We start from the raw sequence: 19539 nt of genomic DNA, 5'->3' as shown, positions 1-19539 counted from the left end.
AATTCCGCTCGACGAGTGAACTGTCATGCTGAACCGAACTGCAATGTTGCTGATCCTTGTGTTAACGCTTGCGATACCAGCGTTTTCTCAGCCGCCTGTCACCGGGAACGTCTATCCCGTGCAGAACGGTCCCGCGGGCCAGCTGGCTCCACGCGTCCGCCAGATGCTGGCGCAAGCGAATCAAGTGGGCGAGGTGGTGATCGATCGAACGAACAACCGCCTGATCGTTCGCGGTGGTCCCGACGCACAACGCGTGGCGGCTGAATCGATCGCGGCTTTGGATGTCGTCCAAGTCACAACAGCCAGCGACAAACCTGTGCTCCGCGCTCTGCCCGTCCCGGCGGATCGGTTGCACGAGATCGAACGCAACGTCGGTTTGCAGTATCGCAAGAACGTCGACGTCCGGATCACGGGCGACGAGAAGACGGGCCAGTTGTTGGTGATGGCACCGGCTGGGCTTCACGACGAGATCCAACGGAACGTGCACCAAGCGGTCAAAGGATCGCCAGAGATCCAACAGGTGAGTGCCAACGTCGGTCAACCTGTGCGTGCTCAGTTCGCGCTTCACAACGCATCGTGGCGCGACTTTGAAGATGGACTGGCTCGCTTGGCAGGACGCAAATTGCCTGTCACCACACAGCGGAACGGCGAACTTGCCAGCTTCGACATCACCAGCGCACACGCTGGCACTACCAAAGTACAGATCGATCGTCGCGACAACAAAGTCACCGTCGTCGCGCCGAAGACTTCGATCAACGGATGGCAGCGCGTCATCGAAACGATCGATCGCCAAGAGCACCACCCCGGCGTGGCGACTCAATTGATGCGAATCGAAAATGCCGAACAAGCACCGATCCGCCGCGCCGTGCGATTGCTATCGGACATCCGTCCCGTCGTCGCTCAAGAGGACGACACGATCGGCGTCGCCGGTGGCGGTCGCGACAATCCGCTGTTGCGTGCAGTCATGCAACGCCAAGCCGCTGCGGGCAACGGACAAGCCGGAGGCGACGATGGCCAAGCGGGCGATGCCGGCGGCGACGATGCCTTCAACGGTCTGTTTGGCGACGTGCAGATCGAATTTGTTCCCGAGCTGGGCGTGATCATCGTTCGCGGTGCTAAACGCGACGTCCAACGCGTGATGGAAGTTATCAAACAGATCGAAGAGCAGAGTGCGGTCACGCAGCCGAAGGTCGAAGTCGTCGCGTTGGAGCATGCCAACAGCAATGCCGTCGCGGAGATCGTGAACCAATTGTACGAACAGGTTCTGGCACCTCGCCAAGGCCAAGTCAGCATCACCGCGTTGGATAAACCCAATGCGATCCTGTTGATCGGTCGCGACGAAGCGGTTGCCGGGGTGATCGATCTGATCAAAAAAGTCGATCAACCGGTGGATGTCGCTTCGCAATTTCGCGTCTTTAATCTGAAACACGCATCCGCCCTGGATGTCCAAGCCACCGTGCAAGGTTTCTTTGTCGATCGACCCAGCGGCAACGAAGATCTTCGCCCCGGCTTGGGCGCTAGGGCGCGGATCATCGCCGACTATCGATCCAATTCGATCATCGCCCAGGCATCGCCTCGGGACATGTTGGAAGTCGAACGGATGATCGAACAGTTGGATGCTCCCGCGACCGGGGCCGAGAGCGAACTGAAGGTCTTCAAACTGAAGAACGCCTTCGCCGAAGATCTGCAACCGGTTCTGCAAGCAGCGATCTCGGGGCAACCCGAAGACGTTCCCGACAACACCACGATCCCTTCGAGCACGCTGTCGATCCTGTCGGTCGACGCGCAAGGAAACAAGACGCTCGATTCGGGCATCCTGTCGGGAGTCGTCGTCACCGCCGATGCCAACGTCAACGCGATCATCGTTCGCGCTCCGGCGGCCAGCATGCCATTGATCGGCGAATTGATCACTCAGTTGGATCAACTGCCGGGTGCCGAGAGCGTGGTCAAGGTCTTTACCATCGTCAACGGCGACGCCACTCAATTGACGACTTCGCTGCAAGAGTTGTTTTCCGCCGAGGGGCAGACCAACAGCAGCGGTGTCGGGAACCTGGCCGCGATGACGCAGACCAGCAACAGCGAGACTTCGTTGATCGCGCTGCGATTCGCCGTCGACATCCGGACCAACAGCATCATTGCCAGCGGCAGTGCGACCGATCTGGAAGTCGTCGAGAGCTTGTTGATCCGACTGGACACCGAAGGTTTTTCGGCTCGGATCACCGAGACGATCTGGTTGCGAAACGCCGCCGCCGCGGACGTCGCGACCGCGCTGCAAGACTTTGTTAACCAACAGTCGCAGCTGCAATCGCGGAACCAATTTTTCAGCCAAAACCTTGGCCCGTACGACCTTCCCGAACGCGACTTGATCGTCGTTCCCGAAGCCCGTACCAACAGCCTGGTGATCAGCGTCTCGCCGCGACTGTATGAAGACGTTCGCCGCGTGATCGATCAATTGGATCGTCGCCCGCCGATGATCATGATCCAAGTCGTGTTGGCCGAAGTCACTCTGACCGACGGATTTGAATTTGGCACCGAACTCGGTTTGCAAGATTCGGTTCTGTTCGATCGCGGCGTGGCAAGTGCAACCTCCAGCACACCCGGCTTCAACTTCCTTCCGAATTCGTCGCCAGGCCTGCCAAACGCCAACACCTACGACCAGGAAAACCTTGCCGGGCAAGTGGCTTCCGCCTTTGCTCTGGGACGTCAAAGCAGCGAGTTTGGCTACGGTGGCTTTGTCCTTTCGGCGGCCAGCGAATCGGTGAACCTGTTGCTACGGATGTTGCAAGACTCGGGCCGGGCTCAGATCCTCAGCCGTCCGCAGATCATGACGCTCGACGGTACCGAGGGTTACGTTCAGGTCGGTTCGCTGTTCCCGCGGATCGAATCGGTGCAAGCCGGCAACGCCAACTCGGGCACCGTGATCGCCACCCAAGACATCAACTTGGGGTTGATCCTGCGGGTCACGCCACGCGTCGGCCAGGATGGGTTGATCGTAATGAACGTCGACGCCCAACGGTCGAACGTCGATCCGAATCCAAACAATGGCCAACCGATTGCGACCGACAGCAACGACAATCCGATCATCTCGCCGCAGATCTTGATCACACAAGCTCAATCAACTGTGACCGCGATGTCGGGACAGACCGTGGTGTTTGGTGGATTGATCACGAAGAGTCGTCGTCAGTTCAGCCGACGTGTTCCCTACGTCTCGGACATCCCGATCCTGGGCCAGTTGTTCCGATTCGACCAAGAGATCGAAGAGCGAACCGAGATGTTGATCGTGCTGACACCGCGGGTCGTCAACGGCGAAGAGGACATCCAATTGATCAACGATGCCGAATCGAGCCGCATGAGCTACTGTCTAGCCGACGTAGTCGAGCTGCACGGCGACGCGGGCTTGCGTGGCGGATACGGTCTGTGGGGCCCAGCAGTTGGTGCCATGATCTATCCCGACATGCACCCAACCGTCGATCACTTCCCGACCGCACCACAAGATCCATTGCTGGGTCCAGGAGAACAGATCGTTCCGGGCAGCCTGCAACAGCGGCCGATCGATCCTAGCCAGCAACCTGTGCAGACGGTCCCCTACGAATCGAGCGGCGAGGTTCCAGCGATCCCACAGGCACCGGGATTGATCGAACAAGCGACTCCCATCCAAGCGGCTGATTCGGCGTTAAACATGCAACCACAGCAACGCGTTCCAATGGAAGTCTTCTCGATGCAAAACGAGGCGACGCCCAACAACTATGCGATGCCGCCAGGTTATGCGACGCCGGTTCAATACAACGCTCCGATGGCCGCACCCGCCGCCGGAACGCCTCAACGCTAGCGGCCGATCGCCCACCAAGGGCGATCCGAACCAAGCCGTCTCGCATCGCCGAGACGGCTGAATGGAAAGCTCCCAGAGTCGCCCGACACGGGCGACTCGCCAACCCGATCTCGCAGTGAAAACCTTCTTGGATAATTCTCCGATGAAAAAATTCCTCTTCATTCTGATCTTCGCGGCATGTCCGATCGCGACGGGTTGTGCAACGGCACCCAAGAGTGAATCTTGGTCGGCCAAGTTGCCCTGGAACAAAGACAAGCCACCCAAACCGTACCCCAACCCGGTGAAGATGGCGGTCACCTGGACGCCCGACATTCTCGTCCAACCAGGACGGACACCGACACGCGGATTTGGCGGGCGAGTCTACTTCTACAACGACCACAGCCAAGCGGTTCCGGTCGAAGGGGAACTGACGATCCACGGCTTCGATGAAGCGTTGGCTTCGGCGCAGCACTCCGATGGCATCAAGCGATTCCGCTTTACCAAAGAGCAATTTACATCGCACTTCAGCGAATCGGATCTCGGTGCGTCGTACAGCATCTGGATCCCGTGGGATGCTGCTGGCGGCGACCAGAAGAAACTGTCGCTGATGTCGACCTTCAAAACGACTGGCGGCAAGGTGGTGCAAAGCGAAGCGGCGATGGTTGTGCTGCCCGGTCGCAAGGTCGACATGACCGCAACCAAACGTCCCGCGGTCCCTGCGGTTCGCCAAGTCGGCCACTACCTCGGCACCACCGAGACGCACCAAGGGTTGAACGCCAACAGCGCGATGCAGACGACGACGATCCCGTTGCCCAGTTCGTTCCAACAGCGACTGGCGCGGATGCCCGAGCAAACCAAGCCGTCCAAACGCATGACGACACGGTTGCCGGCCGCACAGGAAACGTCGAAACCGACGCCGCTGCCGGCTCCTTAAGGATGCTGTCCGAGTCGGTCAGAACCTCTGGCCGAGCGTGTATACTGGTCGATCTCAACCGGACCTTCCAGCATTACACCCTCCGCGAGACTCATCATGCATCGAATCTGTTGTATTGCCCTCCTGTCGCTCGTCTGCAGTCCATCCGTCTTTGGCCAGCAGGGCGTTTTGAAGCCGATCGAAGACCGCGCGGATCTTCCGCGGGTGCTGTTGATCGGCGATTCGATCTCGATGGGTTACACCGTGCCGACGCGTAAGCTGTTGGCCGACAAAGCGAACGTTCATCGAATCCCGGCTAACGGCGGGCCGACGACTCGCGGTTTGGCAAACATCGACAAATGGCTAGGCGATGGCGATTGGGATCTGATCCATTTCAATTGGGGCATCCATGATCTGAAGCACCAAGCCGATGGCACGCGGCAAGTCGAACCGGCCGCTTACGAAAAGAACTTGCGAGCGTTGGTGGCCAAGTTGAAAGCGACCGGGGCGAAGTTGGTCTGGGCGTCGACGACACCGATTCCCAAGGGCAAACTGAATCCCGACCGGACCTTTGGCGACGAGACGCATTACAACGAGATCGCCGCCCGCGTGATGACCGAACTCGACGTGCCGATCAACGATCTACACGGCTACATCATGCCCCGCTTCGACGAACTGCACCGACCTCAAGATCTGCACTACACATCCGCCGGATCGGACTTTCTGGCGGAACGAGTGGCCGACGTGATCGAGCAACACTTGTCGGAATGATCGCCGCTTCAGCCGCCAGCGAGTTCAAGACGCTTAGACGATCGCGGGTTCATCGCGGTCGGCGGTCTGGCTGGATCCGATCGCGCGTTGGATCGCTTCCTCGAACGTTTCGGTGCCGGTTGCACGAGTCGTTGTCACTTCTACACTCCATGCCGAACCACTGGCCCCATCGATACTCTGGCGGATCGTTTTGGCACGCTCTCCGGCGACCGATTCATCGGTGCTCGGCAGACAGACGATAAACGTCCGATCGCCGTCGAAACCGATCCGATCGGCATCGATCCCGCGGACCGAAGTGTGCAGACAGTCCAACGTGATCTGTTTCCAGGCATCGTCCGATTTGTCGGATTCGACGCGGATCGACAGCATGCAGAATGGAATCCGTTCGGCCTGCAGCTTAATGAACCCCGAAGCGACTTTTTCGCTCAGCTTCGTCAGGTCGGCTACATCGACCCCACCAGCGGTTTCTTCCGCGGGACCTGCGGTCGGTTCTGCCGCTGGTTCTACGATCGACTCTTCCGACGGATCTTCCGACGGTCCCACGATCGATTCTTCCGCCGGTCCTACGATTGATTCTGCTGCCGGCTCTACGATCGGTTCTTCCGGCGGTTCGACGATCGATTCTTCGGGTTGATCGCTGGCAGCGGCCGCGAGCGTATCAGCAGCCTCTTCTTCGTCCTCGGACTTCACCGGGAACGCGACATCGCCATCCATCCAGTAGGCTTGGTTTCGGCCCTCGTCTTTGGCGTTATAGAGTGCGTTGTCGGCCCGTTCGATCCACGATTCGATCGTCTCGCCCGGTTCCAATTGAGCCAGTCCCGCGCTGGCGGTGACCTGCAGACATTGGTCGTCGACGAAAAACTCCTGCTCGCCAAAGGTCTCACGAACCGCATCGGCGCGGTCTTTGATCTCGGCGACTTTCATGTCGTTAAACAGGACAGCAAACTCTTCGCCGCCGTAGCGGGCGACAAAACCAACGTCGGAGAGACTGGTGGTCAACAACCGACCGACGTGCTTGAGCACTTCGTCGCCGGTTAAGTGACCGTGCAGATCGTTGAAGTTCTTGAAGTGATCGACGTCGATCAACATAAAAGTGGTCGGATGGGCGACGGTATCGCCCAACTCATGCCGCTGAGTCATCTGGCGGTCGAGGGCGCGACGATTGTTCAGGCCCGTGAGCGCGTCGGTCAACGCCATCTCTTCGGCCGACTCGATCGCAGCGGCTTGGCTGCGGATCTGATTTTGGGCGTCTCCCAACTGCTGCTGCATCATCGCGTTAGCGGCGATCAGGCTGGCGACCGCATCGAGCACATGGTCCTCGTCCGAATCGGACAAACTGTCCGACACGGCCTGGATTTTTGTTTGGTGCGCGTCGACCTCCGCGGCCACGCTAGTGGTCACGCTGCGGAGCGAAGCGGCGATCTTTTCTAGCCGATCGCGTTCGTTGCGGTTCTTTTCGGCGTCGGAAGAAGGGGCCGCCGACTGCGGCAGACCGCTGGGATTGCGGAGAAACCACCCACACAACAAACCCGAACAGCCGCAGCTGAGCGCTATCAACGCGACTAATTCAGTTCCCATGCCTCACAACCGTTTTCTCTTCGCCCAAAATGGTGTATTGAGCCACGCCATGTTGCCCCAGTGCGGCGTAAAGACGCATTTCTGGGCTCGTGCCGCGACCAGATTGGTTCATTCCAAATAACACCCGGTATAATTCTCTACGTCACGCGGTCCGCCCTGTCAAATCGAGGCGTCTGCGACGGGGACTTTGGTTTCATTTTGTCTATCGATTCCTGGCCGAACGACGTTTGTTGTCTATAAAGGAGTGATGGGAGAGTGCCGAAACGCTGTCTCAGTGGCCGATTTGGTGACCTTGCATCCCCCCGATCCCGCCCGCTGCAAGCTGCCCTCCATACTGTCGACTCCTTCCGAAAAAGCTTAGGTAATTAATTGTGAAAGCGAACTATGACGTTGTCGTAATCGGTGGTGGTCCCGCAGGCAGTTCGGCCGCCGCTCTAACCGCCGCCGCCGGGCATAGCACGCTGTTGATCGAGCGCGAAGCGATGCCCCGCTTTCACATCGGCGAGTCGCTGATGCCCGAGGTCTATTGGCCGCTGCAACGCTTGGGTGTGGTCGATCGGATGGAAGAACTCGGCTTTCAAAAGAAGCTGAGCGTTCAGTTTGTCACCAACAGCGGCAAGGAGTCGTCGCCGTTCTATTTCAAGCAGCACGATCCGCGTGAGTGCAGCAGCACGTGGCAAGTCGAACGGGCGCGGTTCGATCAGATGCTGTTCGAACGCGCCGCCGAATTGGGAGCCGATTGTTACGACCAAACGCGGTTGTTGGACGTCGAGATCGACGACCAAGATCGCGCCACCGGGATCCGCGTCCGCGACGCTCAGGGGCAGGAGCACACGATCTCCAGCCGCGTGGTCGTCGATGCGACGGGGCTGCAATCGTTTATCGCCAACAAACTGGGACTGAAAGAGATCAATCCCGACCTCAAGAAAGCCGCGATCTGGGGCTACTGGAAAAACGCCCGGCGGGACGAGGGGGAAAACGAAGGGGCGACGATCATCATGCAGACCGAGAAGAAAGATTCTTGGTTCTGGTTCATCCCGCTGTCCAACGGCATCACCAGCATCGGCTGCGTTGGCAACAACGACTACATGCTCAAACAGGGGCTCAAGCCCGACGCGAAATACGAACACGAATTGAGCATCTGCCCGGGGCTGCAAGAGCGGCTGAAGGATGCCGAGTTCCAGGGCGAAATCCGCGTCGCCAAAGAGTTTTCGTACACCACCAAACGGCATGCTGGCGAGGGCTGGGTGCTGATCGGCGACGCTTTTGGTTTCATCGATCCGATCTATTCTTCGGGCGTCTATTTTGCGTTGGAGACGGGGGTGCGAGCCGCCGACGCGATCACCGAAGGCTTTGCCAAAGATGATCTCTCCGGAGCTCAACTGGCTCGCTGGGCCGACGACTTCAAAGATGGTTCCAGCTGGATCCGCAAACTGGTCCACGCTTACTACACCAATGAATTCAGCTTCGGTCGCTTCATGAAGGCTCATCCGCAGCACACCGGCAATCTGACCGATCTGTTGATCGGGCGGATCTTCCACGACCAAGCTGGCGCGATCTTCGACGACATGGATGAAGCGATCGAGGCGGCGAAGCGCGACGCGATGTCGATGTAAGCGTGTCGCCGACGCCGGAACATCAAATCCAAGTTCGGTTTCGCGTCGCCAGTCCCGCTGGCGACGGCGATGCTGGCATCTGCAGCCTGTCCGCAAATCCAAGCCCAAGCTTGGATCGACGCCGCCAAACGCGAGGCGTTGCCGCTGGAAGACCGCTCCGATTTTCCGAATCTGCTGAATTGTGCCGCGGCGTTCGGTCGATCCAACGGTAAGGGTTGGGCTGACTTCGTTTCTTCGCCCTTGGACGATCATCACCCTTCGGTGTCGCTAGCATTCCGCGCTGCGGCAGCCTCATGGAGTGGATTCTGCGATGGATTGCAAACTAACGCGACGCGAGTTGCTTGCTGGACTTTCTTTGACAGTTTGTGCTGCCGGCCCGTTATCGGCCGCCTCCACCGACACCGTCCCGCTGATCCCCAACAATGAACATTCGCTGTATCGCGTGCGGATCACCGTCGGCATCGAGGGGAACGCCAAGGTTCCCAAGAGCGAACTGTCGACCGATGCGACGCGGAAGTTGCCGGTGAAAGCCGATTCGGTGATCGATTACGAAGAGCGTCTGCATCGCGACGGCGACGGAATCGCTCAAGCCGCCCAGCGGTACTATTACGAAGCGACGACCAAAGGCAAAGTCCAGACCAACGAGGTCGAATCGGAACTCCGCCGCGAATCCCGGCACGCCGTGCTGCACGTCGCGCAGACTCGATCGATCGTCTACGCCGCCCAGACTCAACTGACAACCGACGAACTGGAACTGTTGAAGGTTCCCGTCAACTCGCTGGCGATCGACCGCTTGCTTCCCAACAAGTCGATGAAAGTGAACGAAGCCTGGGAGCTCGAATCCGATCTATTGGCGACGCTGTTCGACATGGATGCGGTCCAGAAATCCGCGGTCAGCGCCACGCTGGCATCGTTCGACGACGCGACGGCGAAGGTTCAGCTGTTGGGAACGATCAGCGCTTCGGTCGACGGCGTCCCGACGTCGCTGCAGCTGCGCGGCAAACTGACCTTCGATCGCAAGCAACGCACCGTGACATGGCTGGCGCTTGCGATCCGCGAGGAACGGGGACTTAGCAAAGCGAAACCGGGATTTGAAGTCGCGGCGCAGATTCGCGTGATTCGCCAAGCGATCACCAAATCAAACGGCATCGACTCGGGCGAACCGATCGACCTCGCGATCAAGCCGACGCAGGACAAACTGCTGGTCGACATCCGCAGCAAGCAGGGCGGATTTTCGGTCTTCTGCGATCGCAACTGGCATCTGATCAGCGAAAACGAACGCTTCGCCCAACTGCGAATGATCGACACCGATCGCGTGATCGCGCAGTGCGACATCCGCCCGATGCCCAAATTGAAAGACGGACACCAACTGACGCTCGAAGCGTTCCAGGACGACATCCGCCGAACCTTGGACAAGCGTTTCAGCGAGCTCTTGGAAGCCGAAGAGAAAGTAACCAGCGGAGGGCTGCGGTTGTTGCGAGTCGTCGCGCAGGGAGCTGTCGAAGAGGTCCCGGTCCAATGGATCTATCTGCACTTCTCCGACGATCAAGGCCATCGTTCGGCAGCGATCTTTACGCTCGCCGATCAGCAGGTCGAAGCGTTTGGCGGCGGCGACCACCAATTTGCCGAAGGCTTCCGTTTCACCCCCGCCGACGATGCGGAGACCAAGCGAGTGGCGAGTGCTAGCTCGCTGAATGCCCCGGCTAACAAATAGTCTCTCGCGAGCGGTGGATCAGCGCGACACGGTTTCCGGCAGCGCGGCGATCACACCTTGCGGGGCGTGTTCGCTGCTGTCGAAGACTGCCCACACGGGGCGATGGTCGGAAATCCGATCGGCAAGTTCGCGCGGCAGCTTCAGATCGCGTTCGTAATTGATCACGCCCGCACCACGGAACTCCGTCGTCGCCGTGCGGTCGATCAACAGATGATCGATGCTGCGACTGCCAGCGGTATTGGTCTGTTCGCGGTTGACCGATTCGACGCTTTGGATCTGCCCAAGCTCTCCCAACTTGTCGATTTCGACGTTCAGATCGCCCGCCAAGATGAAGTCGTCTTCGGAAAACTCGTACGCGCGAACGCTCTGGAACACATCGTCGAGAACGTTTAATTCTTGGTCGGTCTCGTCGGGATCGGTGTGCACGTTGATCATCGTAAAGCTGAACGGTTTTGCCCCGGGCACGCCCGCTTGCAGAGCGTGGAAGCTGGCGACAAAAGGTTCGCGGTGCATGAAGTCGGCGCTATCGTTGACCAGATACGACGATCCTTCGACGAACTGAATCCGTCGGCTGTCCCAGAAGTAGGCGTATTGTTCTTTGCTGTCGGTCCGCCCCAGCCGCTCGCTCAAGATCACCTTGTATTGTTCGCCTGTCGAATTGATCAACTCCAGCAACTGATCGACGGGAGCCCGTTCCAGGCTGCGGATTTCTTGAACCGCGATCACGTCGAACTGCCGCAGGATCAACGCCAGGTAGCGCATCACCTCGAGGTCTTCCGCTTTCTTAACGCCGAAGACTTGGATGTTGAAAGTGGCGACAGTCAGTGTTTCGATCGGTTTGGCGGCCGGATCGCCGCTGGAGGTCAGCTGCAAACCGCCCTCGGTTCCGGGCAGCAGGCCAGCTTCGGTTGTCGCGGCTTGATCGCTAGCTCCATTTAAGAAGGGGAGCCGACCGGTCATCGCCAGATAACCGACAACCAGGAACAAGACGATCGTTAGCGGTGGTCCGATGAACCTGCCGATGGGAAGCGATGAGATTTTCTTGCGTCGGGTGGCCACGTCAGGCCTCCTTGCCTGGTGTGCAACGTTTGGATGATTAGATCGGAACGGAGGTTATGCGGCGGCGCTGCCTGCCATCGCAGCCAACGCTTTGGTCGCCAGCCGCTGCAATCGCGGCGGCCCCTGTTCGGCAGCGGATTGCAATACCGCGCTGGCTCCGACCGCTGCGGGACCGATCTGTCCCAACGCCCAGGCGGCTTTCTCGCGAACGTGCAGGAACGACGAATTCGCCAACACGCCAGCCAACGTTGGAACCGCGTCGGCTGCCGCTGGACCGATCCGGCCGATCAATGTGGTAGCCCAGTAAACCGTTTCGCTATCGGCAGGTCGTTGAGCAAAAGCGACGATGTCAGCAACTTGCGACGCGTCGGGAGCGCCCATGTCTTCGAGCGTCGCGATCGCCAGTTCGCTGACCGATGCGTGAGGGTCGCAAGCGGCTCGCAACAACGGAATCGTCCAATCAGCCAACCGCGGACTCTCGTCGATGATCGACTGCAGCGTTTGACGGCGGATTGCTGGATCGGAATGCTCTAGATTCGACGGATCTTGGCGAGGTTGGTCTGTCATCGCTTGGGTACCCATGATTTTTGTCAGTCGCCCCCAATCCCTTATGCAACGGACGCGCAAGGGATTAGAATCGGAGGATCGCGGTTGGCCGCAATGCGTACCAAATTCAACGCATCGAGATCAACAGCGATGATTCCAACCCGAAACGTCATTGAGGCGAATTGCTATCAACGCAAAACACCTTGCTGACGCCTCGGGTTAGTTTCTCACCGGCTCCATCAGTTGGCACCAGAGGACTAACCTTGCGCTATGAATGCTGAACCCCATCGTCCCCAGGACGATCGCCCCTCGATCGCTCCCCCACCGCCGCCGGCAACCAGCGATTGCGACGACGCGACTTTGCTAGCCGCCCCAACGACAACCGCTGCCAAGCCAACCAAAGCGAAAGCGGCCAAAGCCGCCGCGGCGATCGATCCGGACAACGAAGAACTAACGACCGAACAGCGGTTGGATCTTTGCGAATCGATCATCGGCCACAGCTTCTCGGATCGCGAGCTGCTGTTGGAAGCGTTGACCCACGCGTCGGGCGCCTCGCACCGATTGAAGTCGAACGAGCGGATGGAGTTTCTGGGCGACGCGATCCTCGGCGCTGTCGTTTGCGATTGGCTGTACCACGAACGGACCGATCTCAACGAAGGCGAACTCACCAAGATCAAATCGAACGTCGTCAGCCGCCAGACCTGCTCCAAAGTTGCCAAGCGGCTGGGACTGGATCGATGTCTGTTGGTCGGCAAGGGAGTTCGCAAGAACCGCAGCTTCCCCAAATCTTTGACCTCCGATGTTTTCGAATCGATCGTCGCGGCGATCTATCTGGACGGCGGGTTCGACAAAGTCCGCGAACTGTTGCACCAATGGTTGGCGCAGGAGGTGGCCGAAGGGATCAACAGCCGCGGCGACGAGAACCATAAATCGAACCTGCAGCAAGTGGTGCAACGCGATTTCAGCACCACACCCTGCTATCGTTTGCTCGATTCGGTCGGCCCCGATCACAGCAAAAAGTTCCAGATCGCGGTGCTGGTCGATGGCCAGTTGCGAACGCCCGCATGGGGCCGAAGCAAGAAGGACGCCGAACAGCGAGCCGCCGCCAACGCGTTGGCGGAGATCTCTGGCAAGGAGCCCCCATATCAGGATGGTTTGCCCTAATGCGCAAGCAAGAACGCGCCGAGATCGTGCTCAAACGACTGAATGAACTTTATCCCGACCCGCCGATTCCGTTGGACCATCGCGATCCGTTCACGCTGCTGATCGCTGTCCTCTTGAGCGCCCAGTGCACCGACAAAATGGTCAATCGCGTCACGCCGGCGCTGTTCGATTTGGCTGACACACCCGAAGCGATGCGTCAGCAATCGGTCGATGCGATCCTCGAGATCATTCGCCCGCTGGGCTTGGCACCGAAAAAGGCGGCCGCGATCGCGGGGCTCAGTCAACAATTGGTCGACGAGTTCGACGGTCAGGTGCCAGCCGATTTCAAGGGACTCGAATCGCTGCCGGGCGTGGGACACAAGACTGCCAGCGTCGTGATGAGCCAAGCGTTTGGGCACCCCGCGTTTCCCGTCGACACCCACATTCATCGCCTGGCCCAACGCTGGGGACTGACCGACGGCAAAAACGTCCAACAGACCGAACGCGATCTGAAAGCGTTGTTCCCCGAATCGAGCTGGAATGCGCTGCATCTGCAGATCATCTACTACGGTCGCGAATATTGCACCGCCCGCGGATGCGACGGCACTCGCTGTGAACTCTGCACGACGCTCTACCCCAAACGCCGCAAGCCGGTCGAAACCAAAAAGGCTTAGCCCCGCGTGTCGATGCTTCGCAAATGTTACTTCTTTGCGACAACGTTTTGCGAGGCCGCGTTCGGATTCCCCGCAATGACCTGCTGCGCCTTCGATTCCAATGCTGCTGCATATTTTAACAGCGGGGCGTAATCGGAATCATTCAGGACCTCATCCAGTCGGATTCCATACTGACAGGTCCCCATTCCCAACGGCTTTCGATAGCGGCACGTTCCCCGCATCACCTTGCGATGTTTGGGATCGCCGATCATCAACACCAACTCCTGCAGATTCAGCGTATCGGATAACAACACCGACACACCAAAACAGGAGACATCGGCGGTGAAGCCGATCTGGATATCGGGGCCGCCATTTTCGTCGTCCCCCGTGCAGGGAATCAGAAACACCGGCAGCGTGCGGACCAGCCGCGATTCGGACCGATCCTTCAGCTCCGGCGGCTCTTCGCTGGATGCCAACGAGGCATAATCGAGCGTCTGGTTGATGAGCCGAGTCATCGCGCAACGCACTTCAATCTGCTTTCGATTCCCCAACCCAAACATGTTCTCTCTCGACTCGATACGTCCCGCCAACTCAAACACCTGGCAAAGCTAGGCTGCAAGTTCTGCGGGCGGTGTGGCAATCGATCGACAACGCCGGTTTCCCCTAGAAATGACAGCCGCAATGCGTCGGTTCTGTCGATTGTGATGGCCGACACCAATTCGGGGGCCCCGAACCGAGGGGGGAGTGCTCACCACACCCCCACCGCAACTTGGCTCGTCCTTCCCCCGATATCGACGAACCGTTCATTAAATGAATGCGGCAGCTGTGTGCGGATGCGGCCCACCCGTCGATCCGTTCAAGCACCACCAGACGTCAAGAGGCGGCGGAATCGGGGCCGATCGCAACCGGCGGTGTTGCGGCGGGATCGATTCCCGGCACGGGATCCAACAGCGGCGGATTCTCGGCGGGCCAGGTAAGCGCCGACGGGATCAGCATCACCAGCCACTGGATCGCAGCGCTGGCATCGCTGCTGAACCGCTGCATACCGTCCCAGCCGCCGACGGCGAAACTGGCGACTAAACCGATAGCGCACAGGTTGGCTGAAGGGAGAAAGATCAGCGAAAACCATCGCCCCGCCTGGTCGAAATCCGTCTGCGCCCCATGGGTTTCGGTCCACGTCGATCGGACGTGATAGGCCATCGAAAAACCGAGGAACAATCCCGTCCAGGGCAGCAGCGTTCCCAGCGGCATCAGGATCGCAAACAGCAACAGGATCAACGGGGCTGTCGGAAAAAAATAGGGAGCCAGCGCGATCAACCAATTCGAACCGCCAACCACTTCGACTCGCCCCCCCTTGCGGGTCACCTGAAAGCTCTTCACCCGATGGCCGGTCAAGAGAGCAAAAAGCGCGTGGGTCAGTTCGTGTTCGACGGTCAGCATCCAATCGGTCTTCAACCACCGCCGCATGAACGGCCGCCAGGCGAAGGCGTAAGCAAGAATCCCCGCGACGAACCAGATCAAGCTCCAGGGGTGCTGCCAGATTCGCGCGGCGAACAGCAGCGTGGCATAACACAACGGGCCGAGCATCAGCACGGCAAACACTCCGATCGGCCACTTCAGTGCCTCGAGAACCTGATCGATGCGGCGGCCGATGACCATAAAGAAGTGCGTCGAGAGAGATTGCGAAGGGAGGGAGGGAACGCGACGTGGGCGATGAAGCTCCCTTTGTACCGACGCATCGTTGCTTTGTCGAACGGAGGGGGCCCCGCGTCGCAGCCAGCTTGGCCAGTTCCGGCTGCGGCGATATGTTGAAACGACGATGGCCGCCGAACGTTTTGCGATTCGCCGCAGCCAATTTTTTTCCGTTCCTCCTGTCGCCAAAGTTGCTAACGTGCTGACATCGACTTTCGTCTATTTTGATTTGGGCAACGTGCTTGTGAAGTTCGATCCCGAGCTTGCGTGCCGGCAGGTGGGCGATCTGTTGGAGTGCGATCCGGCGACGATTCGCGCCGCGATGTACGACAGCGGGATCGAAGAACTGCTGGAATCGGGACAGATCGAAGAGCCGGAGTTTCTCGACCGCTTGTTCAGCTCGGTCGGCCGCAGCGCCGCCGGCGACGCGGTGTTGGAGGCGATGAGCGCGATGTTCCGCTTGAACACACCGATCCTGCCGGTCGTCTCGCGTTTGGTCAGCGAAGGCGTGCCGATGGGGATCCTGTCGAACACCTGTCGCCCGCACTGGGATTGGATCATGCGGCAGAACTACGGCCTGCTGCGGCTGATCGGAACGCCGGCGGCGCTCAGTTACGAGATCGGGTGTATGAAACCCGATCCCAAGATTTATCATGCCGCTGCCGAACTCGCCGGCTGCGCCGCCGAACAGATCCTGTTCATCGACGATCGGCTCGAAAACGTGCAAGGTGCGACAGCGTGCGGTTGGCGAGCGATTCATTACATCGACACCCCGACGCTGATCGAAGACCTTCGCGCGATGGGGTACCGATGTTTTGTTTAACTTCCGCTACAATTGGTCGTCGCAGCGGATTCCTGTTGCAAGAAATCGCTTCCATACGACTTTGGGCTGAGTCATTTCTGTGTCTGAAACAACCGAACGCTCCATCTCGGCTGGCTTGATGCCGCCGCGAACCGTTGCCGTTATCGATATCGGCGCCACCAGCATCCGGATGGCAATAGCTGAGATCAGCGACCTGGGGCTGGTCCGCACGATCGATTCGCTGACTCGCAAGATCACGCTGGGCGAAGACGTCTTCAAATCGCGGCAGATCACCAGGTCATCGATCGAAGAATGCGTGCGGATCCTGCGATCCTACCAGAAGGTGCTGTTGGAATACGGGATCACATCGACCGACGATATTCGTGTCGTCGCCACCAGCGCGGTTCGCGAAGCTGTCAACCGACTCGCTTTCCTGGATCGCGTCTTCATCGCCACCGGGCTGGAGGTCGAATCGATCGAAGAAGCCGAGGTGAATCGGATCACCTACATGGGCATCCAACCGCATCTGGACAGCGATCCCAAGCTGGCAGTCGCCAAGTCGGTCGTGGTGGAAGTTGGCGGTGGGTCGACCGAGGTGCTGGTCGTCCGCAGCGGCAACGTTCTGTTTTCGGAAACCCATCGGCTCGGTTCGCTGCGACTGGCCGAACGCTTGGAAAGTCTTGGCGCTCCGGGGATGCGGCGACGCAGCATCATGGAGACGCAAATCCGGCAAACCGTCGCGCGGATCCGCGAACAGGTGTTTGCCGAGGATGGCAAAATCGAATTGATCGCGTTGGGTGGCGACATGCGTTTCGCCGCCAGTCACATCTTGGGCGATTGGGATGGAGGGACCCTAGCGCGGGTCTCGGTCGACGCCTTGGACGCGTTGGTCAACGAGGTGCTGAAATACAACGAGGACGAGATCGTCCAAAAGCTGAACGTCAACTTCTCCGACGCGACCACGCTGGGGCCGGCGCTGTTGAGCAACCTGATGCTGGCAAGGATCTTCCAGCTGGATACCGTGCTGGTTTCGGACACCAACCTCCGCGATGGCCTGCTGTTGGAAATGGCCAGCGAGGGGCGTTGGACGGCGGAGTTTCGCAATCAAATCCTGCGGTCGGCGATGACTCTGGGGCGGAAGTGCGATTTTGATCAACCCTATGCCAAACATGTGGCGGCGTCGGCCAGCCTGTTGTTCGAACAATTGAAGGCCGAACATCAACTGGATGCCAAATACGAAGTCATGCTGCACGTCGCGGCGCTGTTGCACGAGATCGGGATGTTTGTCGACGTCCGCAGCAACCATAAACACGCGATGTATTTGATCCGCAACAGCGAGATCTTTGGGCTCAGTCGCCAGGACGTTTTGTTAGTCGCGTTGGTCGCCCGATACCACCGCCGCGCGCATCCGCAACCGGGACACGACGGTTACGGAAGTCTCAGCCGTAGCGAGCGAGTGGCGGTTGCAAAGATGGCCGCGCTGCTGCGGTTGGCGATCGCGATGCACGATTCGCGATCCGGCCGCGTGCAGGATTTCAAATGCATCAAGCAGCGCGATCGATTGGTGATCGAGGTCCCGCGGGTCGAAGACGTCACCCTGGAACAACTAGCGATCCGGCAAAACAGCACCCTTTTCGAAGAGGTGTTTGGGTTGCGCGTGATGATTCGGGCCGAACAATAACGCCCCGCCGCCGCTTGGCAGCCGCGACGGCTGCAACGATTGGGGAGTCTGAAACAGCTGGCGATCGGCCGAACGGTTCACAAAATTCCGGTCGCGCAAAGGGATTGTGGTAGGCTGTAAGTGGGCCGGTCGCTGCGCGGCTGGCTCGTCGACCCGATCGAAACGCGCGGGTCGACTGACCGCCTTTTTATCACTTCGGAGTCGTCCGGCATGTCTCTCCGCCCTGCTCTTTTGCTCTCGCTTGTCGCCACCGTGGCTCCCGCTGTCAACGCGGAGGATCCCTACGAGGCAGCGCGTAAAAAGTTGGTGCGAGATCGCGTGGCTCCCGCCGGCGTGACCGATCCCGCAGTCCTGCGATCGATCGAAACGACGCCCCGGCACCAATTCATCCCACGCAAGCTGTGGGATCAGGCCTATTACGACATGGCCCTGCCGATCGGCGACGCGCAGACGATCAGCAGCCCGTTTATCGTCGCTCATATGACCGAGGTGCTGCAGTGCGAACCGGACGACGTCGTGCTGGAGATCGGCACCGGCAGCGGATACCAAGCCGCGGTGCTGAGCCCGCTGGTCAAACACGTCTACACGATTGAAATCGTCGAACCGCTGGGGATCAAAGCGGCCGCGACGCTCAAGCGACTCGGCTACGAAAACGTCTCGGCCCAAGTCGGCGATGGCTTTTTAGGCTGGCCCGAAGCCGCACCGTTCGACAAGATCATCGTCACCTGCTCTCCCGAATCGGTCCCGCAACCGCTGGTCGATCAATTAAAAGAAGGCGGCCGGATGGTGATCCCCGTCGGCGAGCGATACCAACAAACGCTGTATCTGATGGAAAAGAAGGACGGCAAAATCGTCCGCCAATCGCTCCGCCCGACGCTGTTTGTCCCGATGACCGGCACCGCGGAGGACGGACGGTTGAAGCAGCCCGATCCCGAGAACCCCGAACTGGTCAACAGCAGCTTTGATCTCCCCTCGGACGATCCCGAACAGGTCCCGGGTTGGTATTACGGACGCCAGTTCAACCTGATGCCCGATCCGACAAGCGGCGGCAATTTTGTCCGCTTTGAGAACGAAACACTGGGCCGCGATTCCCATCTGCTGCAAGGCTTGGCGTTGGATGGACGGGCGATCGCTCGCGTTCGATTGTCGGGCAACGTGCGAACTCAAGACGTCGACAGCGGAGGCCGTCCCGATCGCCAGCCCCTTCTGGCTGTCAGTTTCTACGACGACAAGCGGCGAGAATTGGGGACGTTCTGGATCGGTCCGTTCCCCAAAGAGCAAGACTGGACGCAGCACCAACGCTCCTTCCGCGTCCCACCGACGACTCGTGAAGCGATCGTCCGAATCGGACTCTTCGGAGCCACCGGCATCGCCGACTTCGATAGCGTCACGCTGACTCCCGAACGTTAACCGCCGCAGCTTGGGTGCGTTTTCGGGGCTAAGCCTGGCTCGGCCCCGATCCGGCTAAATAAAATCGGCCGGCGCGGCCCACTTTTTTTAGCTCCTCCGCCCCGCCCGCTTGCGGTGACGTGGGCAGCTCGCAACCGCCAGTCTCGCCCGCTG

15 protein-coding genes are annotated in these 19539 nt (G+C 59.3%); 10 read left to right on the top strand and 5 right to left on the bottom strand.

All coding sequences use genetic code 11. From position 1 onward, the window contains the following. Nucleotides 1-25: 25 nt before the first annotated feature. The 3 genes from CA51_RS00505 (at nucleotide 26) to CA51_RS00495 (ending at nucleotide 5492) form a co-directional block, all read left to right on the top strand. Nucleotides 26-3829: a secretin N-terminal domain-containing protein gene (locus tag CA51_RS00505; RefSeq protein ID WP_231745910.1), complete on the top strand. Its 3804-nt coding sequence runs from the start codon at nucleotides 26-28 to the stop codon at nucleotides 3827-3829. A 142-nt stretch (nucleotides 3830-3971) separates the two neighbouring features. Next, nucleotides 3972-4742 (top strand): hypothetical protein, encoded by a 771-nt coding sequence (locus tag CA51_RS00500; RefSeq protein WP_145117200.1) that lies wholly within the window; start codon nucleotides 3972-3974, stop codon nucleotides 4740-4742. A 96-nt stretch (nucleotides 4743-4838) separates the two neighbouring features. After that, nucleotides 4839-5492 carry an SGNH/GDSL hydrolase family protein gene (locus CA51_RS00495; protein WP_145117199.1) on the top strand — a complete coding sequence of 218 codons (654 nt, stop codon included), beginning with the start codon at nucleotides 4839-4841 and terminating at the stop codon, nucleotides 5490-5492. 33 nt (nucleotides 5493-5525) lie between these two features. Here CA51_RS00495 and CA51_RS00490 read toward each other — a convergent pair whose 3' ends face one another. Beyond that, the gene (locus CA51_RS00490; RefSeq protein WP_145117198.1) at nucleotides 5526-7070 is read right to left on the bottom strand and encodes a GGDEF domain-containing protein; all 1545 of its coding nucleotides are present in this window, start codon (nucleotides 7068-7070) and stop codon (nucleotides 5526-5528) included. A 371-nt stretch (nucleotides 7071-7441) separates the two neighbouring features. Here CA51_RS00490 and CA51_RS00485 point away from each other — a divergent pair, with 371 nt between their 5' ends. Next, nucleotides 7442-8686 carry an NAD(P)/FAD-dependent oxidoreductase gene (locus CA51_RS00485; protein ID WP_145117197.1) on the top strand — a complete coding sequence of 415 codons (1245 nt, stop codon included), beginning with the start codon at nucleotides 7442-7444 and terminating at the stop codon, nucleotides 8684-8686. 310 nt (nucleotides 8687-8996) lie between these two features. Further along, nucleotides 8997-10400: a hypothetical protein gene (locus tag CA51_RS00480; RefSeq protein ID WP_145117196.1), complete on the top strand. Its 1404-nt coding sequence runs from the start codon at nucleotides 8997-8999 to the stop codon at nucleotides 10398-10400. Nucleotides 10401-10418: 18 nt separating this feature from the next. On the opposite strand, the gene CA51_RS00475 is transcribed toward CA51_RS00480, so the two are convergent. Then, the gene (locus CA51_RS00475) at nucleotides 10419-11459 is read right to left on the bottom strand and encodes an endonuclease/exonuclease/phosphatase family protein (protein ID WP_145117195.1); all 1041 of its coding nucleotides are present in this window, start codon (nucleotides 11457-11459) and stop codon (nucleotides 10419-10421) included. A gap of 54 nt (nucleotides 11460-11513) precedes the next feature. Further along, entirely contained in the window at nucleotides 11514-12026 is a 513-nt protein-coding gene (locus CA51_RS00470; RefSeq protein ID WP_197451490.1) for a HEAT repeat domain-containing protein, read from the bottom strand. A gap of 249 nt (nucleotides 12027-12275) precedes the next feature. On the opposite strand from CA51_RS00470, the gene rnc reads away from it, so the two are divergent. Both rnc and nth read left to right on the top strand, forming a co-directional pair. Further along, nucleotides 12276-13169, top strand: a complete 894-nt coding sequence (gene rnc / locus CA51_RS00465) for a ribonuclease III (RefSeq protein WP_145117193.1) — start codon at nucleotides 12276-12278, stop codon at nucleotides 13167-13169. Beyond that, nucleotides 13169-13822, top strand: a complete 654-nt coding sequence (gene nth / locus CA51_RS00460) for an endonuclease III (RefSeq protein WP_145117192.1) — start codon at nucleotides 13169-13171, stop codon at nucleotides 13820-13822. Before rnc ends, nth begins: the two co-directional genes overlap by 1 nt. Nucleotides 13823-13848: 26 nt before the next feature. Here nth and CA51_RS00455 read toward each other — a convergent pair whose 3' ends face one another. Together CA51_RS00455 and CA51_RS00450 are read right to left on the bottom strand one after the other, a co-directional pair. Next, nucleotides 13849-14316: a hypothetical protein gene (locus CA51_RS00455; RefSeq protein WP_145117191.1), complete on the bottom strand. Its 468-nt coding sequence runs from the start codon at nucleotides 14314-14316 to the stop codon at nucleotides 13849-13851. A 358-nt stretch (nucleotides 14317-14674) separates the two neighbouring features. Then, nucleotides 14675-15460 carry a M50 family metallopeptidase gene (locus CA51_RS00450; RefSeq protein ID WP_145117190.1) on the bottom strand — a complete coding sequence of 262 codons (786 nt, stop codon included), beginning with the start codon at nucleotides 15458-15460 and terminating at the stop codon, nucleotides 14675-14677. Between the two features lie 160 nt (nucleotides 15461-15620). Here CA51_RS00450 and CA51_RS00445 point away from each other — a divergent pair, with 160 nt between their 5' ends. The 3 genes from CA51_RS00445 (at nucleotide 15621) to CA51_RS00435 (ending at nucleotide 19386) form a co-directional block, all read left to right on the top strand. After that, nucleotides 15621-16316, top strand: coding sequence for an HAD family hydrolase (locus CA51_RS00445; protein WP_145117189.1), 696 nt, complete (start codon nucleotides 15621-15623; stop codon nucleotides 16314-16316). Nucleotides 16317-16395: 79 nt separating this feature from the next. Beyond that, nucleotides 16396-17976, top strand: coding sequence for a Ppx/GppA phosphatase family protein (locus CA51_RS00440; RefSeq protein ID WP_231745909.1), 1581 nt, complete (start codon nucleotides 16396-16398; stop codon nucleotides 17974-17976). Nucleotides 17977-18186: 210 nt separating this feature from the next. Beyond that, nucleotides 18187-19386, top strand: a complete 1200-nt coding sequence (locus tag CA51_RS00435; RefSeq protein ID WP_145117188.1) for a protein-L-isoaspartate(D-aspartate) O-methyltransferase — start codon at nucleotides 18187-18189, stop codon at nucleotides 19384-19386. Nucleotides 19387-19539 lie beyond the last annotated feature (153 nt).

It is taken from the genome of Rosistilla oblonga, assembly GCF_007751715.1.
Lineage (GTDB): Bacteria > Planctomycetota > Planctomycetia > Pirellulales > Pirellulaceae > Rosistilla > Rosistilla oblonga.
Note: the sequence above shows the minus strand (reverse complement) of the source record. Positions and strands in the feature narration are given on the sequence as shown.

Bases quoted from the DNA above. Each gene is read 5' to 3' on its own strand.
- CA51_RS00505 (WP_231745910.1), top strand. From the start codon at position 26: ATGCTGAACCGAACTGCAATGTTGCTGATCCTTGTGTTAACGCTTGCG.
- CA51_RS00455 (WP_145117191.1), bottom strand. From the start codon at position 14,316: ATGACTCGGCTCATCAACCAGACGCTCGATTATGCCTCGTTGGCATCC.
- CA51_RS00480 (WP_145117196.1), top strand. From the start codon at position 8,997: ATGGATTGCAAACTAACGCGACGCGAGTTGCTTGCTGGACTTTCTTTG.
- nth (WP_145117192.1), top strand. From the start codon at position 13,169: ATGCGCAAGCAAGAACGCGCCGAGATCGTGCTCAAACGACTGAATGAA.
- CA51_RS00470 (WP_197451490.1), bottom strand. From the start codon at position 12,026: ATGACAGACCAACCTCGCCAAGATCCGTCGAATCTAGAGCATTCCGAT.
- CA51_RS00500 (WP_145117200.1), top strand. From the start codon at position 3,972: ATGAAAAAATTCCTCTTCATTCTGATCTTCGCGGCATGTCCGATCGCG.
- rnc (WP_145117193.1), top strand. From the start codon at position 12,276: ATGAATGCTGAACCCCATCGTCCCCAGGACGATCGCCCCTCGATCGCT.
- CA51_RS00450 (WP_145117190.1), bottom strand. From the start codon at position 15,460: ATGGTCATCGGCCGCCGCATCGATCAGGTTCTCGAGGCACTGAAGTGG.
- CA51_RS00445 (WP_145117189.1), top strand. From the start codon at position 15,621: ATGGCCGCCGAACGTTTTGCGATTCGCCGCAGCCAATTTTTTTCCGTT.
- CA51_RS00490 (WP_145117198.1), bottom strand. From the start codon at position 7,070: ATGGGAACTGAATTAGTCGCGTTGATAGCGCTCAGCTGCGGCTGTTCG.
- CA51_RS00495 (WP_145117199.1), top strand. From the start codon at position 4,839: ATGCATCGAATCTGTTGTATTGCCCTCCTGTCGCTCGTCTGCAGTCCA.
- CA51_RS00435 (WP_145117188.1), top strand. From the start codon at position 18,187: ATGTCTCTCCGCCCTGCTCTTTTGCTCTCGCTTGTCGCCACCGTGGCT.